This is a genomic window from Duganella sacchari (genome assembly GCF_900143065.1).
Taxonomy (GTDB): Bacteria; Pseudomonadota; Gammaproteobacteria; order Burkholderiales; family Burkholderiaceae_D; genus Rugamonas; species Rugamonas sacchari.
The window spans coordinates 237806-255517 of sequence record NZ_FRCX01000002.1 but is presented as its reverse complement, the minus strand read 5'-3'; the positions used below and the strand labels follow the sequence as shown (position 1 = coordinate 255517).

The 17712-nt window shown below is 60.2% G+C and carries 18 protein-coding genes; 17 read left to right on the top strand and 1 reads right to left on the bottom strand.

Translation table 11 applies throughout. The features are described 5' to 3' along the window. The first annotated feature begins 139 nt into the window (after nt 1-139). The 16 genes from BUA36_RS05105 (at nt 140) to BUA36_RS05030 (ending at nt 16659) form a co-directional block, all read left to right on the top strand. Nucleotides 140-1207, top strand: a complete 1068-nt coding sequence (locus BUA36_RS05105; protein ID WP_229255607.1) for a tyrosine-type recombinase/integrase — start codon at nt 140-142, stop codon at nt 1205-1207. A 67-nt stretch (nt 1208-1274) separates the two neighbouring features. Then, nucleotides 1275-1949 carry a heavy metal response regulator transcription factor gene (locus BUA36_RS05100; protein ID WP_072781941.1) on the top strand — a complete coding sequence of 225 codons (675 nt, stop codon included), beginning with the start codon at nt 1275-1277 and terminating at the stop codon, nt 1947-1949. After that, complete coding sequence (locus tag BUA36_RS05095) at nt 1927-3351, top strand: heavy metal sensor histidine kinase (RefSeq protein ID WP_229255606.1); 1425 nt, start codon at nt 1927-1929, stop codon at nt 3349-3351. Before BUA36_RS05100 ends, BUA36_RS05095 begins: the two co-directional genes overlap by 23 nt. Nucleotides 3352-3501: 150 nt before the next feature. After that, a complete protein-coding gene (locus BUA36_RS05090) occupies nt 3502-4911 on the top strand; it encodes a TolC family protein (protein WP_036623098.1) in 1410 nt (469 codons plus the stop codon). Continuing rightward, nucleotides 4908-5948 (top strand): efflux RND transporter periplasmic adaptor subunit, encoded by a 1041-nt coding sequence (locus tag BUA36_RS05085; protein WP_072781939.1) that lies wholly within the window; start codon nt 4908-4910, stop codon nt 5946-5948. Before BUA36_RS05090 ends, BUA36_RS05085 begins: the two co-directional genes overlap by 4 nt. Next, a complete protein-coding gene (locus BUA36_RS05080; protein WP_072781937.1) occupies nt 5945-9061 on the top strand; it encodes an efflux RND transporter permease subunit in 3117 nt (1038 codons plus the stop codon). Before BUA36_RS05085 ends, BUA36_RS05080 begins: the two co-directional genes overlap by 4 nt. A 96-nt stretch (nt 9062-9157) precedes the next feature. Further along, nucleotides 9158-10378: an MFS transporter gene (locus BUA36_RS05075; protein WP_072781935.1), complete on the top strand. Its 1221-nt coding sequence runs from the start codon at nt 9158-9160 to the stop codon at nt 10376-10378. 41 nt (nt 10379-10419) lie between these two features. Continuing rightward, a complete protein-coding gene (locus tag BUA36_RS05070; protein ID WP_267875101.1) occupies nt 10420-10728 on the top strand; it encodes a DUF190 domain-containing protein in 309 nt (102 codons plus the stop codon). Nucleotides 10729-11083: 355 nt separating this feature from the next. After that, nucleotides 11084-11419 carry a PepSY domain-containing protein gene (locus tag BUA36_RS05065; RefSeq protein ID WP_020704762.1) on the top strand — a complete coding sequence of 112 codons (336 nt, stop codon included), beginning with the start codon at nt 11084-11086 and terminating at the stop codon, nt 11417-11419. Nucleotides 11420-11476: 57 nt separating this feature from the next. Next, a complete protein-coding gene (locus tag BUA36_RS05060) occupies nt 11477-12073 on the top strand; it encodes an undecaprenyl-diphosphatase (RefSeq protein ID WP_072782566.1) in 597 nt (198 codons plus the stop codon). 69 nt (nt 12074-12142) lie between these two features. Continuing rightward, complete coding sequence (locus BUA36_RS05055) at nt 12143-12925, top strand: COG4705 family protein (RefSeq protein ID WP_020704764.1); 783 nt, start codon at nt 12143-12145, stop codon at nt 12923-12925. A gap of 28 nt (nt 12926-12953) precedes the next feature. Further along, entirely contained in the window at nt 12954-13406 is a 453-nt protein-coding gene (locus BUA36_RS05050; RefSeq protein WP_020704765.1) for a hypothetical protein, read from the top strand. 15 nt (nt 13407-13421) lie between these two features. After that, nucleotides 13422-14180: a COG4705 family protein gene (locus BUA36_RS05045; protein ID WP_020704766.1), complete on the top strand. Its 759-nt coding sequence runs from the start codon at nt 13422-13424 to the stop codon at nt 14178-14180. Between the two features lie 22 nt (nt 14181-14202). Continuing rightward, nucleotides 14203-14868: a response regulator transcription factor gene (locus BUA36_RS05040; protein WP_072781930.1), complete on the top strand. Its 666-nt coding sequence runs from the start codon at nt 14203-14205 to the stop codon at nt 14866-14868. Then, on the top strand, nt 14844-16196 hold the full coding sequence (locus BUA36_RS05035) for a sensor histidine kinase (protein ID WP_072781928.1): 1353 nt from the start codon (nt 14844-14846) through the stop codon (nt 16194-16196). Before BUA36_RS05040 ends, BUA36_RS05035 begins: the two co-directional genes overlap by 25 nt. A 28-nt stretch (nt 16197-16224) precedes the next feature. After that, nucleotides 16225-16659 carry an EamA family transporter gene (locus tag BUA36_RS05030; protein WP_020704769.1) on the top strand — a complete coding sequence of 145 codons (435 nt, stop codon included), beginning with the start codon at nt 16225-16227 and terminating at the stop codon, nt 16657-16659. A 244-nt stretch (nt 16660-16903) separates the two neighbouring features. On the opposite strand, the gene BUA36_RS05025 is transcribed toward BUA36_RS05030, so the two are convergent. Beyond that, nucleotides 16904-17173 (bottom strand): metal-sensing transcriptional repressor, encoded by a 270-nt coding sequence (locus BUA36_RS05025; protein WP_026334957.1) that lies wholly within the window; start codon nt 17171-17173, stop codon nt 16904-16906. 69 nt (nt 17174-17242) lie between these two features. On the opposite strand from BUA36_RS05025, the gene BUA36_RS30160 reads away from it, so the two are divergent. Beyond that, a complete protein-coding gene (locus BUA36_RS30160) occupies nt 17243-17647 on the top strand; it encodes a hypothetical protein (protein WP_139260350.1) in 405 nt (134 codons plus the stop codon). Nucleotides 17648-17712: the final 65 nt, after the last annotated feature.

The following is a 17712-nucleotide window of genomic DNA, read 5'->3' as shown; positions in this document are numbered from 1 at the left end:
GATCGTTCCTTGAATTAAGTAATGTGCTACGTAATACGTAATAATACATTAAATTACATTTCAAAGCTGATCGGGAAAATACGCATATTAAGGCTCGATAGTCTACTTTATCGCAGGCCATGCCGGGCTGCGGCGTGCTATGCTCACCGTAATCCCGTTACGAGCGCGCATTTCGCGCGACGCCACCATGGCCAACACTCCGACCGTACCTGACGCCACCGACATGCCCAATACTGGGTCGGCGCCGGCTATCTGTACCGCCGTTACGCCGCAGGATGACCACGAGCTGGCCGCGCGGCACCGCGCATTCCTGGCAGCTGCCACGTCCGACAACACGCGCCAGGCGTACCGGTCGGCGATCAAGCACTATCTGGACTGGGGCGGCGTGCTGCCGGCCGACGAGGCGGCCGTCATCCGCTACCTGGTGCGGTACGCCGACGCACTCAATCCGCGCACCTTGGCGCTGCGCCTGACGGCGCTCTCGCAATGGCATGTCCATCAGGGCTTCGCCGATCCGGCGGCCACCCCGACCGTGCGCAAGATCCTGGCCGGGATCGCGCGCACCCACGGGCGGCCGAAGAAGAAGGCCAAGGCGCTGCCGATCGAGGATCTGGAACTGATCGTGGCGACCCTGGCCGCCCGGAGCACGCTGAAGGCGGCGCGCGACAACGCGCTACTGCAAGTGGGCTTTTTCGGGGGATTCCGGCGCAGCGAGCTGGTGGGCATTGAGGTCGACCACATTGCCTGGGACGCACAAGGGATCACGATCACGCTGCCGCGCTCGAAGACGGACCAGACCGGCGAGGGCGTGGCCAAGGCGATCCCCTACAGCGCCGGGCCGTGCTGCCCGGCGACGGCGTTGCAGACCTGGCTGGACGCCGCCGGCGTGACCAGCGGCCCGGTCTTCCGGTCGATCAGCAAGTGGGGTGTGATGGGCGGCGATGGATTGAATCCGGCCAGCGTGAACACCATCCTGGCCGGCGCTGCGCAGCTGGCCAAGCTCGGCTACGTGCCGGAACTGTCGAGCCACAGCCTGCGGCGCGGCATGGCAACCAGCGCCCACCGTGCGGGCGCGGACTTCCGCGACATCAAGCGCCAAGGCGCGTGGCGCCACGACGGCACCGTGCAGGGCTACATCGAGGAGGCCGGGTTGTTCGAGGAGAACGCTGCCGGCAGTTTGCTGCGCTCGCGGGTCAAACTGGCCTGAATATGCATAGCGCACGATTTTTTCCGAATTCTGTGCGCCCCCCTGCTAGACATAACAAAGGTTGGAAATGAAAATACTAATTGTTGAAGACGAGCCCAAGACCGCCGCCTTCATCAAGCGAGGTTTTGTCGAGGAAGGTTTCTCCGCTGATCTCGCGGCGAATGGGCCGGACGGGCTTCATCTCGCGCTGACGGGCGTCTATGACCTGATCGTACTTGATGTCATGCTGCCTATGCAGGACGGCTGGTCGGTGCTAACACAGATCAAGGAGCGCCTGCCGCGCCAGCCTGTGATTCTGCTCTCGGCCCTCGATGCGATTTCTCATCGCGTCAAGGGCCTGGATTTGGGCGCCGATGACTACCTGGTCAAGCCGTTTGCGTTTTCCGAATTGCTTGCCCGTGTGCGCAACGCCTTGCGTCGCGCACCGGCGCAGCAACCGGACGTCTTGCGTCTGGCCGATCTCGACATGGACCTGGCTCGGCACAAGGCATCACGGGCGGGAAAGCCGCTTGACCTCGCTCCACAGGAATACCGACTGCTCGAATACCTGCTTCGTCACCCCGGCGAAGTGTTGACCCGGACGCGGCTGGCCGAACAGATATGGGACATCAATTTCGACGGCGACAGTAACGTGGTCGATGTCGCTGTACGCCGACTGCGGCGCAAGGTAGACGATCCCAGCGACCGGAAACTGATTCACACTCTGCGGGGCGTCGGCTATGTCATCGAAGAACGACTTTAAACCGATGGCCCTGATCGGGGAGCGCGGCTCGATCGCCTTTCGCCTCACCGTCTGGTACGCGCTCCTTAGCGTGGTGTTGATCGCGTCGGCCGGCAGCATCCTGTACTTGGTTCTGGCGGATCGCCTGCGCCAGGAAGATGACCAATGGCTGGCTGGGAGAATCGCCGAAGTGCGCGGCATCCTGTTGTTACATTCCCGCGACTTCGCCGCGCTCCAGGAAGAGGTCCATCGCGAGGCAGCTATGCTTCCCGGCTCTTACCTGCGCGTCGTTGATGCCCAGGGCGTCGACGTGGTCGAGGCGCCGCCCCCTCATGCTGCCGAGGACGGACGCCCATTCGCCGATCCCCGTTTCCGCGCGGGTGGCGACGAACAGGGCATGGACTGGGCTTCAGGTTCCGGGGAAACGTACCGCCTCATGTACGCTCGCGTCGGCATCGACGGTGGATTTACGGTGCAGGCGGCAATGAACCGGACAAGTGAAGAGGAAGTGCTCGCGGCGTACCGGCGCATCCTATGGCTCGCTCTTTCCGCTTCGCTTGCCATCGCCGTCATTGCGGGCTACCTGATCGCGCGGCGCGGACTGCAGCCAGTGTCCCGGCTGGCTGCGATCATCGCGGAACTGAGCGCGGCACACTTGCATCGTCGCGTGGCGGACGACGACTGGCCTAGGGAATTGCGACCGCTCGCCGCCAATTTCGACCAGCTTCTCGTGCGCTTAGATGAGTCGTTCGCCCGAATTTCTCGGTTTTCCGCCGATATCGCGCACGAATTGCGCACCCCTTTGCACATTCTTCAGGGCGAAGCGGAAATGGCCCTTTCCAAGGACCGCTCGAACGAGCAATATCGCGACTGCATCGCATCGGCTACGGAGGAGTACGAGCGCCTGACACGGATGGTGGACGCCTTGTTGTTCCTGGCCCGAACGGAGCAACCCGACTCGCTGCCTAACAAGCAAACACTGGACCTTGAGCAAGAGATCGCCGCCGTGTGCGCTTTTTACCAGGCGCTCGCGGACGAACAGGACACCACGCTGATCGCCGGTGGGGTGGGAACGGTGTTGGCCGATTCCGCCTTGTTGCGGCGCGCGTTGGGCAATCTGATCATCAATGCACTACGCCACACTCCCAGCGGCGGGTCCATTGTTGTCGATGTGGCGAAAACCCCCGATCATGGGGTTGACATCGTCGTCAGCGACACCGGAGAGGGCATTGCGCCCGAGGACTTGCCCCACGTTTTCGATCGGTTTTATCGTGCCGACAGCGCACGCTTGAGGCAGGGAACAGGCACGGGACTCGGCCTCGCCATCGTCAGGTCCATATTGCTGCTTCATGGCGGATCGGTTTCTCTCGATAGCGAACTTGGCTGCGGCACCGCCGCGACACTGAGGTTCCCGGCCTCGTAACGACCATGTGAATCGGGCACTTCAAGATGACCGAATGGTCAGCTTCCGGTCATGTCGCGGTATCACTACCTTCGCTATCCTGTTGTGCTTTGGGCATCGGTCACTCACGACCGGTTGCCGACATTCTGGCACTGCGCAGAACGGGAGAACATGAAACAGCTATTGATGCTGCTGGCGGCACTGCTTGCCGGGTGCGCCAGCTATACACCCAAACCGCTTGACCCTGCTGTGCAGGGGAGCGCATTCGGCGCCAGGAGCCTCGATGCTCCGGAGCTCAAGCAATTCGTCGAGCGCAGCTACGGGCACGAACTATCGTCCTGGCCCCCGAAAGCGTGGGACAGGTCGATGCTCACCCTGGCAGCATTGCACTTTCACCCTGACCTCGATACCGCGCGAGCGCGCAGCCAGCTTGCGCAGGCGGGTGTGGTCACAGCCGGCGCGCGCCCCAATCCCACCTTGGGGGTATCGCTGCAGCACAATGCAGACGCCTCCGTAGATCAGTCACCGTGGACGTACGGGCTGGGCATTGACCTGCCGATCGAAACCGCCGGCAAACGTACTTACCGCAGCGAACGGGCACGGCATCTTGCGTTGGCCGCTCGGTTTCGGGAGAACGAGGCACTTTGGCAGGTGATCAGCGGCGTGCGCACCAGCCTTCTCGCCGCCTACCCGACTGATGTGCTGATACGGCGCCAGCACGGCCTGCAGGCGGAAATTACGCATCTGCTGGAGCGCCGCTTCGCCGCGGGATATCTTTCGCAACCCGAACTTACCCAGGCGAGGATTACTCTGAACCAGATCACGCTGACCTTGGCTGCGAACCAAAAACAGCGCGCAGAAAACATGGCACGGCTCGCCGCAGCCGTCGGCGTGCCGGTCAAGGCACTAGAAACGGCCGCGATATCGTTTGAGAGTTTTGAGCAAGTTGTACCAGTTTCCGCCTTGCCCTCGGACGCAATGCAGCGCGAGGCGATGCGCAGCCGGCCCGATATCCTTGCCAGCCTGGCCGAGTACGAAGCGAGCCAATCCGCACTGCAACTGGAGGTCGCCAAGCAATATCCTGATATTTCAATCGGGCCGGGCTATAGCTGGGATGCCGGCGCCGTGAAATGGTCGCTCGGGCTATCCCTTACCTTGCCTCTCCTGAACCGCAACGAGGGTCCAATTGCCGAAGCCGAGGCACACCGCAAGGAAGCGGCAGGCGTGTTTTTGGCCACCCAGACGAAGGCCATTGCGGAAGTGGAGCTGGCGTTGGCGGGGTACGGCCACGCAGTGCGTCTGTTCCACATTGCAGATGCTTTGCTGCGCGACCAGAACAAAGCGGAACGTGCCGCCGCGGCTTCCTTCAAGGCAGGAGAATCGGACAGACTTGCGTGGCTGAGTTCTCGCTATGAGACTGTGACTGCTGAATTGGCGCGATTAAGCGCTTTGTCGCAAGTGCAACTGACCTTGGGACAATTGGAGGATGCCTTGCGCCGCCCGCTTGGCGGCAATGTACTCCCAGCGGCGGTTGAACAGGCCGTTACACCAAAACCATTCAACAACCGGGAACAACCGTGAAAAAGAAATACATCTTGCTGGCGGCCGGCGCGATCGTTGCCGGTCTGGCTGCGTGGGGATTCATCGAGGGGCGCAAGGAACTTGCCTTGGAACAGGAGCGGGAGCGGCCGGTCAAAGTACCGTCGCGTGTTGTCGTCCAGGACGGCGGCACAGCAGTGTTGTTCGATGCGGCGACGCAGAAGCGCGCCGACATCGCCGTGGCGCCCCTTGAAGAGACGACGCGACGCGGGGAAGTCGAGGCGCTCGCCACGGTCCTGCCGCCGCAGGAACTCATCGATCTGCGTGGGGCATACGTCGCGGTCAAGACCCAGGCAGAGAAGGCACATGCCACCCTGCAGGCCTCGCGGCGCGAATACGATCGTCTCAAAGCCCTTCACGGCGACGAGCAAAATGTCTCGGCCAAGGTTTTGGATGCCGCAGAAGCAACGTGGCGCGGCGACGATGCGGTAGCCCGGAGCGCCGACGCAGCGATGGATGCCGCGGCGCGAAACGCACGACAGAAATGGGGCAATGTTCTCGCTTTCGCTATTGTGGGTGACGCCCCACTGTTTCGACGGTTGTCGGAACAGCGTGACGTATTGCTGCGGGTGGCGGCGCCATCTGGCACGAACATGACTAAGGGCCCCGCCGCAACGCGGGTGAGCGCCAATGACGGGACATTCAAAAATGCTACCCTGGTGTCGGCATCTTCTCAAGCAGATCCCCGCATGCAGGGCGCCGCTTTTTTCTACATCGCGCCGGCCGATGGCCTGCTGCCAGGTACGACGCTGACGGCTTATCTGGCGACGGGGGCCGAACAAACCGGCGCACTCATACCGGCTGGGGCTGTGGTCTGGTGGCAAGGCAAGGCGTGGCTGTATGTGCAAAGCGCGCCAGGGCATTTCGTGCGACGTGAACTGCCGGCGGCCATACCCGTCGAACAAGGCTGGTTCGCGCCGGGAGCGCTCAAGGGCACGCAGCTGGTCGTACGCGGTGCTCAAACCCTGCTCTCGGAGGAACTGCGTTCGCAGATTCAAGTCGGCGAGGAAGGCAAATGACAACAGCTTCCCGCACTGGACTGCTCGCCGCCATTGTTGGCTTCTCCCTGCGTTACAAGGGTGTCGTGATCGCCCTGGCCGTCTTGCTGGCCGCCTATGGTTTTTATGCGTTCAGCGGCGCCAAATACGACGTGTTCCCGGAGTTTGCTCCGCCCCAAGTCACCATCCAGACCGAGGCGCCGGGTCTGGCTCCAGAACAAGTTGAAGTGCTGGTGACTCAGCCCATCGAGAACGCCGTCAACGGCGTAGTGGGAGTCGATGCCTTGCGCTCGCAGTCCATCCAGGGACTGTCGGTCGTTACCGTGACCTTCGACCCCAAGAGCGACATCTACCGTGATCGCCAGAACCTTGGCGAACGTCTGGCTGCATTGTCTACCCAGTTGCCGCGCGGCGTGCAGGCACCGGCAATGTCGCCGCTTACCTCGTCCACCAGCATCGTGATGGCCATCGGGCTGACGTCGGAGAAGCGCTCGTTGATGGACATGCGAACGCTGGCCGACTGGACGCTCAAACCGCGCCTGCTTGCCGTCCATGGGGTAGCCACGGTGGCGGTGTTCGGCGGCGAGGCGAAGGAATTTCAGATACAGATCCGGCCCGAGCGGCTTATCAAATACGGACTGGCGCTGAACGATATCCATGACGTGGCGCGCCGTGCCACCGGGGTGCGCGGCGCCGGGTTTATCGACAACGCCAACCAGCGCATCACGCTGCAAACCCATGCGCAATCGCTGAGCATCGAGCAGCTCGCCCGGACCGTCGTGCGGCAGCAGGACGGTGCCAACCTGACGCTGGCCGACGTAGCGGACGTCCGCGCGGCCCCCGAGCCGCCCATCGGCGCTGCCGCGGTGGCAGGTACGATTGGAATCCAATTACTCATTTCCGAGCAGTACGGCGCCAACACCGTGGCGATTACCGAGGCGGTCGAGCGCGCGCTGGCCGAATTGCGTCCGAGCCTGAAAGACCAGCAGGTCGTGCTGCACGACGACCTGTTCCGGTCAGCGAATTTCATCGCCATCGCAACCCAAAACGTGCGCTCGTCGTTACTGTTCGGTGCTGTCCTGGTGGTGGCGGTCGTGGCGCTGTTTCTGTTCAACTGGCGTACCTCCGCCATCGCCCTGACCGCCATTCCGTTGTCGCTCCTGGCTGCCGTGACCGTCATGGAGCAGCGTGGCCTCAGTCTCAATACGATGACTCTGGGCGGGCTGGCCATCTCCATCGGGCTGCTGGTCGACGATGCCATCATCGTGGTCGAAAATATCTATCGACGGCTGCGCGAAAATCGACATCGCCCAGTACCCCACATGTCAGTTCAAGTCGTGCTCGATGCGGTGTTGGAGGTGCGCAGCGCTGTGGTCTATGCGACCTTTGCCATTGCCCTGGTCTTCCTCCCTGTGCTTTCCATGCCCGGCGTAGCGGGACGCTTGTTTGCTCCCCTTGCAGTCTCATATCTGTTGGCGACACTCGCATCGCTGGTGGTGGCAATCACGGTCACGCCAGCGCTGTGCGTGGCGCTCCTGCCCCGGAGCGCGCTGCCTGAACACGATCCGCCGCTGGCCCGGCGGATGAAGGAAAAATACGGCCAGCTGATCGGCGGGGTCGAACATCACTATCGCCTGATCGTGGTAACGGTGGCGCTGCTCACGTTAGCCGGTCTGGCCGCGCTGCCATTTTTTGGCGGCGGCTTCCTGCCGGAGCTCAAGGAAGGACACTACATTCTGCACATGTCGGCGGTACCTGGAACCTCCCTGACTGAGTCGTTGCGCATCGGCCGTCAAGTCTCAGCTGAGCTGTTGAAGTTGCCCGTCGTGCGCAGCGTCGCCCAGCGAGCCGGCCGCGCGGAAAAGGCTGACGATACCTGGGGCACCCACTACAGCGAATTCAATGTTGACCTGAAGCCGCTCTCAAGCGAACAGGCCGAATTCGCTCAGGCCGACATCCGGAAGGTTCTGTCGCGCATTCCCGGCGTCAGCTTCGCGGTCAAGACCTTCCTCACCGAGCGAGTCGAAGAAACGCTCTCCGGCTATACCGCGGCGGTTGTGCTCAACATCTACGGCAACGAACTTGATACCCTGGACACCGATGCCCGCCGCGTTGCCCAAACGCTGGGACAGGTGTCCGGGGCGACCGAGGTACAGCTCCAATCGCCGCCGGGTTCTCCTGAACTCGGCATCCGCCTGCGCCCTGACGCGCTGGTGCGCTGGGGCTTCGACGCCGTGGATGTGCTCGATGCCGTCGAGACCGCCTTTCAGGGATCGGTGGTCGGCCAAGTTTACGACGGTAACCGGGTATTCAATGTGAGCGTCATCCTGTCGGCCGCGAAGCGCAGCAGCATCGCCAATGTGCGGGCGCTGCCCCTGCGCAATGCCGCAGGGGTGTACGTGCAACTCGATCAGTTGGCCGACGTCTACATGACCTCCGGCCGATACGTTGTTCTGCATAGCGGCGCCCGCCGCGTACAGACCATCACGTGCAACGTTGCCGGTCGTGATGTGACTTCCTTCGTCGCCGAAGCAAAACAGCGTCTGGCTGCGCAAGTGCCACTTACACGGGGCAGTTACCTGGAGTTCGGCGGTGCTGCGGCGGCCCAGGCGGCATCGGTGCGCGACTTGATCGTCCACTCCGCTATCGCCGCGCTGGCCATTGGGCTGCTGCTTTGGATTGTATTGCGACGGGCCCGCAACCTGGCTCTGGTCTTGCTCAATTTGCCTTTCGCCCTCGTCGGCGGGGTGCTGGCCGTCTTTGCTACCGGTGGCGCGATCTCTCTTGGTTCCATGGTTGGATTCGTCACCCTGTTCGGTATCACTTTGCGCAATTCGATCATGCTGCTGTCGCACTACGAACACCTCGTTGACGTGGAAGGGATGACGTGGGGACCGGAGGCCGCCGCACGCGGCGCTATCGAGCGCCTGACGCCAATCCTGATGACGGCGCTTGCCACCGCCCTCGGTCTGCTGCCGCTAGCGATCGGTAGCGGCGATCCAGGGCGCGAAATCGAGGGGCCGATGGCGATGGTGATCCTGGGAGGACTGTTCACGTCCACCGCACTCAATCTGCTGGTGATGCCTAGCCTTGCATTGCGGTACGGTAGATTTTCCGCAATAGAAGAGCTATGAAAGCGTTTCGTACGCCGTCACGCTTCCGGGAGCCTGTTCCACCCAAATGAAAAAACAAACGCATTGCCAGAAATCATTCTAAAAATTGGAAAAACGATGAACGTAAGAATGAAGGGTGAAATTTTGCGGCAGATCCCGCTCAGTATCTGGATGCTAGGCTTCGTGAGCATGCTGATGGATATTTCCTCGGAAATGGTCCATAGCCTGCTCCCCCTATTTTTGGTCGGCACGCTCGGGGCCAGCGCCCTCGTCGTTGGTTTGATTGAAGGTGTTGCCGAGTCCACCGCCCTTATCGTCAAAGTGTTCTCAGGAGCATTGAGCGACTATCTCGGCAAGCGCAAAGGCTTGGCATTGTTCGGTTATGCGCTTGGCGCGCTGACAAAGCCACTTTTTGCGATGGCAAATACGTCCGGCTTTGTACTGACGGCACGCCTATTGGACCGGGTCGGGAAAGGAGTGCGAGGAGCACCCCGTGACGCGTTGGTCGCTGATATCGCTCCACCGCACCTGCGCGGCGCGGCTTTTGGCCTACGCCAGTCTCTCGATACGGTGGGTGCATTCCTCGGTCCACTGATCGCGGTCGGCTTGATGCTCCTGTGGGCTAACGACTTCAGGAAAGTTTTTTGGATAGCGGTGATTCCCGGCGTGCTGGCCGTTGCGCTGCTTCTGTTCGGCGTGCGCGAACCAGAGCAGCACCAAAATGGCAAACGAACAAATCCTATTCGTCGAGAAAATTTAGTACGCCTTAGCGCCCCGTATTGGTGGGTGGTTGGGATTGGCGCGGTATTCACATTGGCCCGTTTCAGCGAAGCGTTTCTTGTCTTGCGCGCTCAGCAGAGCGGCATCCCGGTTGCGTTGGTGCCGCTCGTGATGGTAGCGATGAATTTGATTTATGCCGCCTCGGCGTATCCATTTGGAAAGCTGTCCGACCGGATGAGCCATACGAAGTTGTTGGCGCTCGGGCTTGCCGTTTTGGCGGCCGCCGATCTGATTCTGGCCGCAAACGATCATTGGGCGGTGGTATTAGCCGGCGTCGTACTGTGGGGCGTTCACATGGGGATTACACAGGGACTCCTGGCAACGATGGTGGCCGATACAGCACCAGCCGATCTGCGCGGCACGGCCTATGGCGTGTTCAACTTGATGAGCGGCGTTGCCATGCTGATAGCGAGCGTCGTGGCGGGCCTGCTATGGGATTGGTTTGGGGCGTCGTCGACGTTCTATGCGGGTGCCGTTTTTTGCGTGTTGGCCCTGGTTGGACTCGCCAAGTATCGTTCTGGCGCGATCCATAACCGCACTACCTCTCCCTCGAAGTAATAAACCGACGCAAGCCAAAATGATGCGATCACAGTTATCAACTGACATTTTTTACGGAGCAAAACCGCAAACACGCTGACATGCCTATCGGAGAGTGGCTGCTGCAAGAGGCGAAAAAACTAGGCGTAGGCGGCGCCACGCTGCTGGGGTGCGACGAAGGTTTTGGACGCGATCGTAAGCTCCATTCTTCTCACTTTATCGAACTGGCCGATCAACCGATCGAGGTGACGATGGCGTTGAGCAATCTTGATGCTAAGTCGTTATTGCTGCTATTGCGGCAGGAGCAGATCAATGTGTTTTACGTCAAGACGCCAATCGAATTTGGCATGACCGCTGACATTGATGGCTGACGAGCATAGAGGCGCAGCAACGTCGTTTCGGCCGGGCTTGTATCCCCCAGTGCTATTTCATTCGTCTTGCGTACTATGGATTGGTCCTGCTGGCCATTCTGTCCAAGAACCGGCGCCCGCCGCCGGAAAGGTAGAACTTCGTCGCCTTAAAATCCCAACTGGCCATCTCGCCCAGCAACGAGGCTTGTCATCAGGGAATGCTCAACGACTTGGGGGCGGTCCAGAAAGCGGAAAATACAGCACGCTAAGCCGTTGCCCGGCATCCCAAGGCTGAAGGCCCCGGCTCAGTACCAGCTAAGTCTGCCTGCGTACCTTCTCCACTGTGCAAATCCCTGCACTCCTCTGGAGAAGCATCATGTCCCGCTACACAAAACTTTCCCTTCTGGCCGTCGCCATCGCTGCAACCGGGGCGGTCGCCTACGCCGCCAATGGCGGCATGGAAAACGACGCCCTGGCAATCAGCAAGGCCAAGATTCCCCTCACACAGGCGGTCACAGTCGCCGAGCAGCACGCCAACGGCAAGGCGTCACGTGCCGAGTACGAGAACTCGAAGCAGGGTTGGGTCTATGACGTGGAGGTCGTCAGTGGGGCCAAGGTCTTCGATGTCCGGGTCGATGCCGACAAGGGCACGGTCATCTCGTCTGCCGAGGACAAGGCGGATCACGATGACGACCACGACAAGCGGGACTGACACCCCCGCAATTTGGCTGGATCGATTCCATTGGAGGCGATCCGGCCCGGAGACCTCATGGAATCACTCAACCAAACATTGTTTTTATGGCTCAACGCACCGGAGCACCCCAGTGCTTTTGCGCTGACGCTGGCCATCTTCTTTGCCGAGCAACTCATCTGGGCGGTTCCACTCCTGATCGGCATCGGATGGCTTCGCGGCAGCGACGCCACCCGGAAGACGATGCTCATTGCTACCGCATCGGGATTGCTGGGCTTGCTCATCAATCAGATCATCGGCCTAGCTTGGTTGCATCCCCGGCCGTTTATGATCGGCCTGAGTCACCCCCTCATCCCTCATGTTGCCGACTCTTCTTTCCCGAGCGATCACCTGACGCTGTGGTGGGCGCTTGCCTTCAGCCTTTCGTTACAACGAGGCCAACGAATCGCAGGCGTGGCTTTGGCATTGTTGGGCGTCCCCGTCGCCTGGGCGCGCATCTACCTTGGAGTGCACTTCCCATTCGACATGGTCGGAGCCATCGCCGTCGCTGCGCTCTGTGCCTGGCTGACGTTGCGTGAAGCACGCTGGTATCTGGAGCCGAGTTACCAACTCGCCACCGGCATTCATCGCCGGTTTTTCGGCGGGTTGATCGCGCTCGGATGGGTTCGCGAGTGAGCCTATGGCCGGGCTAAGTCAGCCTATTCAAACTGCTGGCAAACCATTTCACTTCGGCAGGAGAACACTATGAACAAATTGCCCACGAGCAGCACCACAAGCTGGCTCAATAAAGTCCCAGAAGTCGCGCTGTCATTCTGGATCATCAAGATCATGTCCACTACGGTGGGCGAGACAGGAGCCGATTTCCTGGCGGTCAACGCAGGTTTGGGCCAAGGCGTGACTCGAACCGTCATGGCGGCTCTGTTGGCAGCCGCTTTGTTCATGCAATTGCGTACCCGCCGCTATACCCCTTGGACTTACTGGCTGACGGTGGTGCTGGTCAGCGTGGTCGGCACCCAGATCACCGATCTGCTGACCGATGGCCTTGGCGTCAGCCTGTACATCAGCACCTCGGCGTTCGCCGTTGTGCTCGCCGCGATCTTTTTTGTCTGGCATCGGGTGGAACGCACCTTGTCCATCCACGACATCGTGACGCGAAACCGGGAGCTGTTCTATTGGGCCGCCATCCTTTGCACGTTTGCGCTGGGCACTGCTGCGGGCGATCTGGCGACCGAGGCATTGGGCCTGGGCTTTACCTGGGGTGCGGTGGCATTCGGTGCACTGATCGGCATCACCTACGCGGCCTGGCGCATGGGAGGTAACGCCGTTCTGACCTTCTGGATTGCCTACATCTTGACCCGCCCCTTCGGGGCCGCACTCGGCGACTTGCTGACACAGGCTAAGACTTATGGTGGCCTTGGCATGGGTGCCATGTGGACAAGCGCGTTGTTCCTCACGGTGATCGTCATACTGGTGGCCGTCGCGCAGATCGGCATGAATGGACGCCGCTCTGCCCAGCTCGCCGAATAACCTCGTCCCTCAACACAAGGAGAAAAACATGTTTATGAAATCCTCAATCGTTCGCCCTGTCGCCACCGTTTCGGCGGCCGTCCTATTGGCCCTGGCGGCCGGTTGTTCCAAACCAGCCGAGCAAGGCGGCGCAAGCGCAACGTCGGCCACAACGGCCCAGAGTGCTGCGCTAACGCCGGGAAGAGCAGCCTCCAAACTCGGCGATCTGTCAACCTTCCGCAGCATCGCCACCGATATCGCCGTCATCGTTGACAAGGGCGACCTGGCTGCTGCCAAGGCCCGTATTAAGGATTTGGAAGTCTCTTGGGACTCGGCCGAGGCCGGACTCAAACCACGCGCGGCAGACGACTGGCATGTGCTTGACAAATCCATCGACAAAGCATTGGCTGCTCTACGCGCCGATACGCCAAGCCAAGCCGACTGCAAGGCGGCGATGGGTGTCCTACTAAAAACCTTTGACACGCTCGAAGGCAAAGGCTGACCTGTGAGCGTCCCCATGAAAATATCCACCGAACACACTCTGGCCAAGGTGCCCGAAGTCACGCTGGGCTTCTGGCTCATTAAGATTGCCGCCACGACACTCGGCGAAACCGGCGGCGATGCCGTCTCGATGTCCATGAACCTGGGCTACCTGATAGGCACGGGCATCTTCGGGGTGATCTTCTTAGCTGCCGTAGTCGCGCAGGTTAAGGCCAAGGGCTTCCACCCGTTTTTGTACTGGACCACCATCATCGCCACCACCACGGTTGGTACGACGCTGGCCGATTTTGCTGACCGTTCGCTCGGAATCGGGTACGCTGGCGGTTCGAGCTTGCTGCTTGCATTGTTGCTCGGCTCGCTTCTCGTCTGGCACCGGACCCTCGGCTCGGTATCAGTGAGTACCGTCAGCTCGCCCAAGGCGGAAGCCTTCTACTGGTTGACAATTATGTTCTCCCAGACACTGGGCACGGCGCTGGGTGACTGGACTGCAGACACAGCGGGGCTGGGTTACACCGGCGCGGCCGTTGTGTTCATCGGGTTGCTCACGCTAGTCGTGGCGGCCTATTACTGGACGATAGTGTCCCGCACGCTGTTGTTCTGGGCGGCGTTCATCCTGACCCGCCCGCTTGGCGCCGTGGTCGGGGACTTTCTGGACAAGCCACTGAGCGCAGGCGGTCTGGCGCTGAATCGCTATTCGGCCTCGGCCGCACTGCTGGCCTTCATGCTGACCGCGATCCTGCTATTTAGGCAGCGGGCAGCCAGGACGGCGCATTGAATAGCGATTGAAAGGAGGAGGAATGCGGGTATTGCTAGTCGAAGACGATCCCATGATCGGTGACGCGATTCAAGGCGCACTGAAAGATGGGTCTTATGCCGCCGATTGGGTGAAGGACGGGTCAACCGCCCTCGCAACGCTGAGCTGTCAACACTACGACCTGGTGCTCCTCGACCTGGGTCTGCCTGGCAAGGATGGGCTAGAGGTGCTCACCAGCATCCGTGCCAAGGACAACCCGATTCCACTGCTCATCATCACGGCGCGCGATGGCCTGGATGATCGCCTGCGCGGCCTGGATGGCGGGGCAGACGACTACGTATCCAAGCCCTTTCAAATGGCAGAGCTGCTAGCCCGTATGCGCGCTGTGCTGCGGCGCAAGGGCGGCACCGCAACGCCCGTACTCAGCAACGGTGTGGTGACGCTCGACCCGGCCACCAAAGTGGCCTGCGTCGATGGTGACGTCGAAGTGCAAATGTCGAACCGCGAGTTCTCGCTGCTGCAAGCCCTGTTGGTTCGGCCCGGGGCGATCCTCTCGCGCAGCGATCTGGAGGATCGCATTTACGGCTGGGGAGATGAGGTCGAAAGCAATGCCGTCGAATATCTGATCCACGCGCTGCGGCGCAAGCTCGGCAGCGCAGTCATCAAGAACATCAGGGGGCTCGGATGGATGGTCTCAAAAAACGATTGAACGAATCGATTCAGCTCAAGCTGTCCTTCACGCTGTCGTTGGCTATCCTCGTGGTGGCCATTGTCGCAGGTGTTTTCTCATTTCTGTCTGCTTTCGATGAGGCCCATGAACTACAGGATGACGTACTGCGCCAGGTGGCGCAGCTCATGGATCGACAGCGCCTCTCACCGGCCCCACTGACCACCAATACCCATCTCAAGGATGTCGATGAAGAATCGCGCGTGATTGTCCAGCGCTTGGACGAGACCAACCCCTCTCAGGTCGACGTGGATGCCGGAGGGCCGCTTTCGCTCCCAACAACCTTAGCGGATGGACTACATACGCTGGAGATCAGCGGCGAGACATTCCGCGTGCTTGTTAAGACCCTGGATGCAGGTGGACGCATTGCCGTGGCTCAGGAGTCCGGCTTCCGCAATGAAATCGCCCGCGATGGGGCGCTGCGCACCGTGATGCCTTTCCTGATACTCGTTCCGGTTCTGCTGTTGATCGTCGCCGACCTAGTGCGCAAAATGTTCCAGCCCATTGCGGCGCTTTCCAAGGAAATCGACCAGCGGGCTGAGCAGGAATTGCACCCCATCGAAGGCCGCCACCTTCCGGTCGAGGTGCGCCCATTCGCCATGGCGATCAATCGGCTGCTCGAACGTGTCGGACAGTCTATGGATTCTCAACGCCGCTTTGTGGCTGATGCCGCGCACGAGCTGCGCTCGCCGTTGACCGCCATATCGCTGCAAGCAGAGCGGCTGGCAAATGCGGAAATGTCCAGCTTGGCACGCGAGCGGCTGATGGTCTTGCGCCAAGGGATTGAGCGCGGCCGAAGCCTGCTGGATCAACTCTTGACTTTGGCCAAGGCACAGTCGGCGACCGAACTGCCGAAATCGCCGGTATCCGTTCAGGGCATCTACCGGCGCGTAGTGGAAGACCTCATGCCGCTGGCCGAAGTGAAGCACATCGACATCGGCTTCGAAGGCGCCCACGACGTCGAAGTATGGGCCAGTGAGATGGACATGATAGCCGTGGTTAAGAACCTCGTCGATAACGCCATCCGCTATACGCCAGAGGGGGGGCGGATCGATCTTTCCGTGGGCGTAGCGGATGGGAAGGCCGAGTTGCGCATCCAAGACAACGGGCCAGGCATTCCATTGGCCGAAAGGCACCGGGTTTTTGACCCCTTCTACCGCACAATGGGTAGCGAGCAAATTGGCTCGGGCCTGGGGCTGTCCATTGTCCAAACGATTACCAATCGCATCGGTGCTGAAATTCGCCTCGCCTTCGCAGACGAATCTCAGCAAATCGGCTTAAATGTTACCGTTATCGTTCCCATGAGGTAACAGAGTGAGAAACGTGAGGAGGGGTGAAATGGTTACTTCAGTTGGTTGGTTCTATTGGGCTTTACTATCCGCTATCTTTGCGGCCCTGACGGCCATTTTTGCCAAGGTGGGCATCCAGGGGGTTGATTCCGATCTGGCCACCTTGATCCGAACGGCAATCATCATGGTCGTCCTGTCGGCGTTCGTCGCCTACACGGGAAAATGGGCCAACCCTTTCGAACTATCACTCAAGACATGGCTTTTCCTTGGGTTGTCCGGCTTGGCAACAGGGGTATCGTGGGTATGCTACTTCCGTGCGCTCAAGATCGGCGATGCATCTAAGGTTGCGCCAGTCGATAAACTCAGTCTTGTTCTCGTGGCGGTGTTTGCTTTCACCTTTCTGGGCGAGCGCCCGTCACTTCGCGAGTGGTCCGGCATTGCGATGGTCGCCGGAGGGGTTCTGTTGTTGGCGTTCAAGCGATAACTGCAATCCTCGGGGCCGCCGTGGCGACGTTGTCGCGGGTCTGATTGAGACCGAGATCGGGCCGGACAGGCCGGCTGCCAGCTGTTGCGGGAGGCACAACAAGATGCCGAGCTCTTGGAAACAAACTACAAGTGTGCCGGCAAGACCTCGTCAATAAATCAATAACTTACAGCAGGATTTCGGTATTTTTACACGAATCCCGGCCGCCCCTCGAGTTGGCCCTCTCTGCCTCTAAATTAGGTAGCTAAAGATATTTGGTGATGGCTTGGAATTCTTCGAGGACCTGCTGGCGGGTGGTGTTGTCTGGGCCGATCGTATGCATCAGGCATTCGCCGATATGGTCGTGAATCAGCGCCTTCTTGGCGGAATTGATGGCACTTTCTACAGCCTGCAGCTGCTGCACGATGTCCAGGCACGCGCGCTGCTCTTCCAGCATGGTGACGATGCTGGCTAGATGCCCGTTGGCTCTTTTCAGTCGTTTGATGATCGCCGGATGCGAAGTATGAGTTGACATTATATCCTCCTAGGGGGATATAATAACCGATCCAAACGCAACTATAAGCCCCGCCAGCACTCTCCCGATATGAAGAAGGCGCTCCTCATTCTCTTGGTGATGTTACTTCCGTGGCAAGCGATTGCTGTTGCGGAGCGTAATCTCGTCCACGTAATGAGCAGCGGCAGCGCGCACGGTTTGGAATTCGTCGCCAAGCATATGGCGGAGCACGACGCCCATGTCCTGCATCACCACGATGACGATGACGATGAAAGTGACGACGGGGTCAATTCCAGTTCCCACGAAGACAATTCGCAGAAATCGGCGCAGCATCTGGCCGACTACGAGCACGGCTGCACCCTGCATATTTTGATTCCGGCATGCAATAAGCTGCCTCTTGCGGATACCCCAAGCACACCGCCGCGCTTCGCGATTGATACGTTCTCTGATCGAACAACCATTCCTCTGCTTCGGCCTCCTCGTCCCCCCGCCTAAACTGCGGGTTCGTTCGTCATGCGTGACCGCCTGATGGTCACGTCACGGCCCGCCGTACTGCATCC

Bases quoted from the DNA above. Each gene is read 5' to 3' on its own strand.
- BUA36_RS05105 (WP_229255607.1), top strand. From the start codon at position 140: ATGCTCACCGTAATCCCGTTACGAGCGCGCATTTCGCGCGACGCCACC.
- BUA36_RS05100 (WP_072781941.1), top strand. From the start codon at position 1,275: ATGAAAATACTAATTGTTGAAGACGAGCCCAAGACCGCCGCCTTCATC.
- BUA36_RS05095 (WP_229255606.1), top strand. From the start codon at position 1,927: ATGTCATCGAAGAACGACTTTAAACCGATGGCCCTGATCGGGGAGCGC.
- BUA36_RS05090 (WP_036623098.1), top strand. From the start codon at position 3,502: ATGAAACAGCTATTGATGCTGCTGGCGGCACTGCTTGCCGGGTGCGCC.
- BUA36_RS05080 (WP_072781937.1), top strand. From the start codon at position 5,945: ATGACAACAGCTTCCCGCACTGGACTGCTCGCCGCCATTGTTGGCTTC.
- BUA36_RS05075 (WP_072781935.1), top strand. From the start codon at position 9,158: ATGAACGTAAGAATGAAGGGTGAAATTTTGCGGCAGATCCCGCTCAGT.
- BUA36_RS05065 (WP_020704762.1), top strand. From the start codon at position 11,084: ATGTCCCGCTACACAAAACTTTCCCTTCTGGCCGTCGCCATCGCTGCA.
- BUA36_RS05060 (WP_072782566.1), top strand. From the start codon at position 11,477: ATGGAATCACTCAACCAAACATTGTTTTTATGGCTCAACGCACCGGAG.
- BUA36_RS05055 (WP_020704764.1), top strand. From the start codon at position 12,143: ATGAACAAATTGCCCACGAGCAGCACCACAAGCTGGCTCAATAAAGTC.
- BUA36_RS05050 (WP_020704765.1), top strand. From the start codon at position 12,954: ATGTTTATGAAATCCTCAATCGTTCGCCCTGTCGCCACCGTTTCGGCG.
- BUA36_RS05045 (WP_020704766.1), top strand. From the start codon at position 13,422: ATGAAAATATCCACCGAACACACTCTGGCCAAGGTGCCCGAAGTCACG.
- BUA36_RS05040 (WP_072781930.1), top strand. From the start codon at position 14,203: ATGCGGGTATTGCTAGTCGAAGACGATCCCATGATCGGTGACGCGATT.
- BUA36_RS05035 (WP_072781928.1), top strand. From the start codon at position 14,844: ATGGATGGTCTCAAAAAACGATTGAACGAATCGATTCAGCTCAAGCTG.
- BUA36_RS05030 (WP_020704769.1), top strand. From the start codon at position 16,225: ATGGTTACTTCAGTTGGTTGGTTCTATTGGGCTTTACTATCCGCTATC.
- BUA36_RS05025 (WP_026334957.1), bottom strand. From the start codon at position 17,173: ATGTCAACTCATACTTCGCATCCGGCGATCATCAAACGACTGAAAAGA.
- BUA36_RS30160 (WP_139260350.1), top strand. From the start codon at position 17,243: ATGAAGAAGGCGCTCCTCATTCTCTTGGTGATGTTACTTCCGTGGCAA.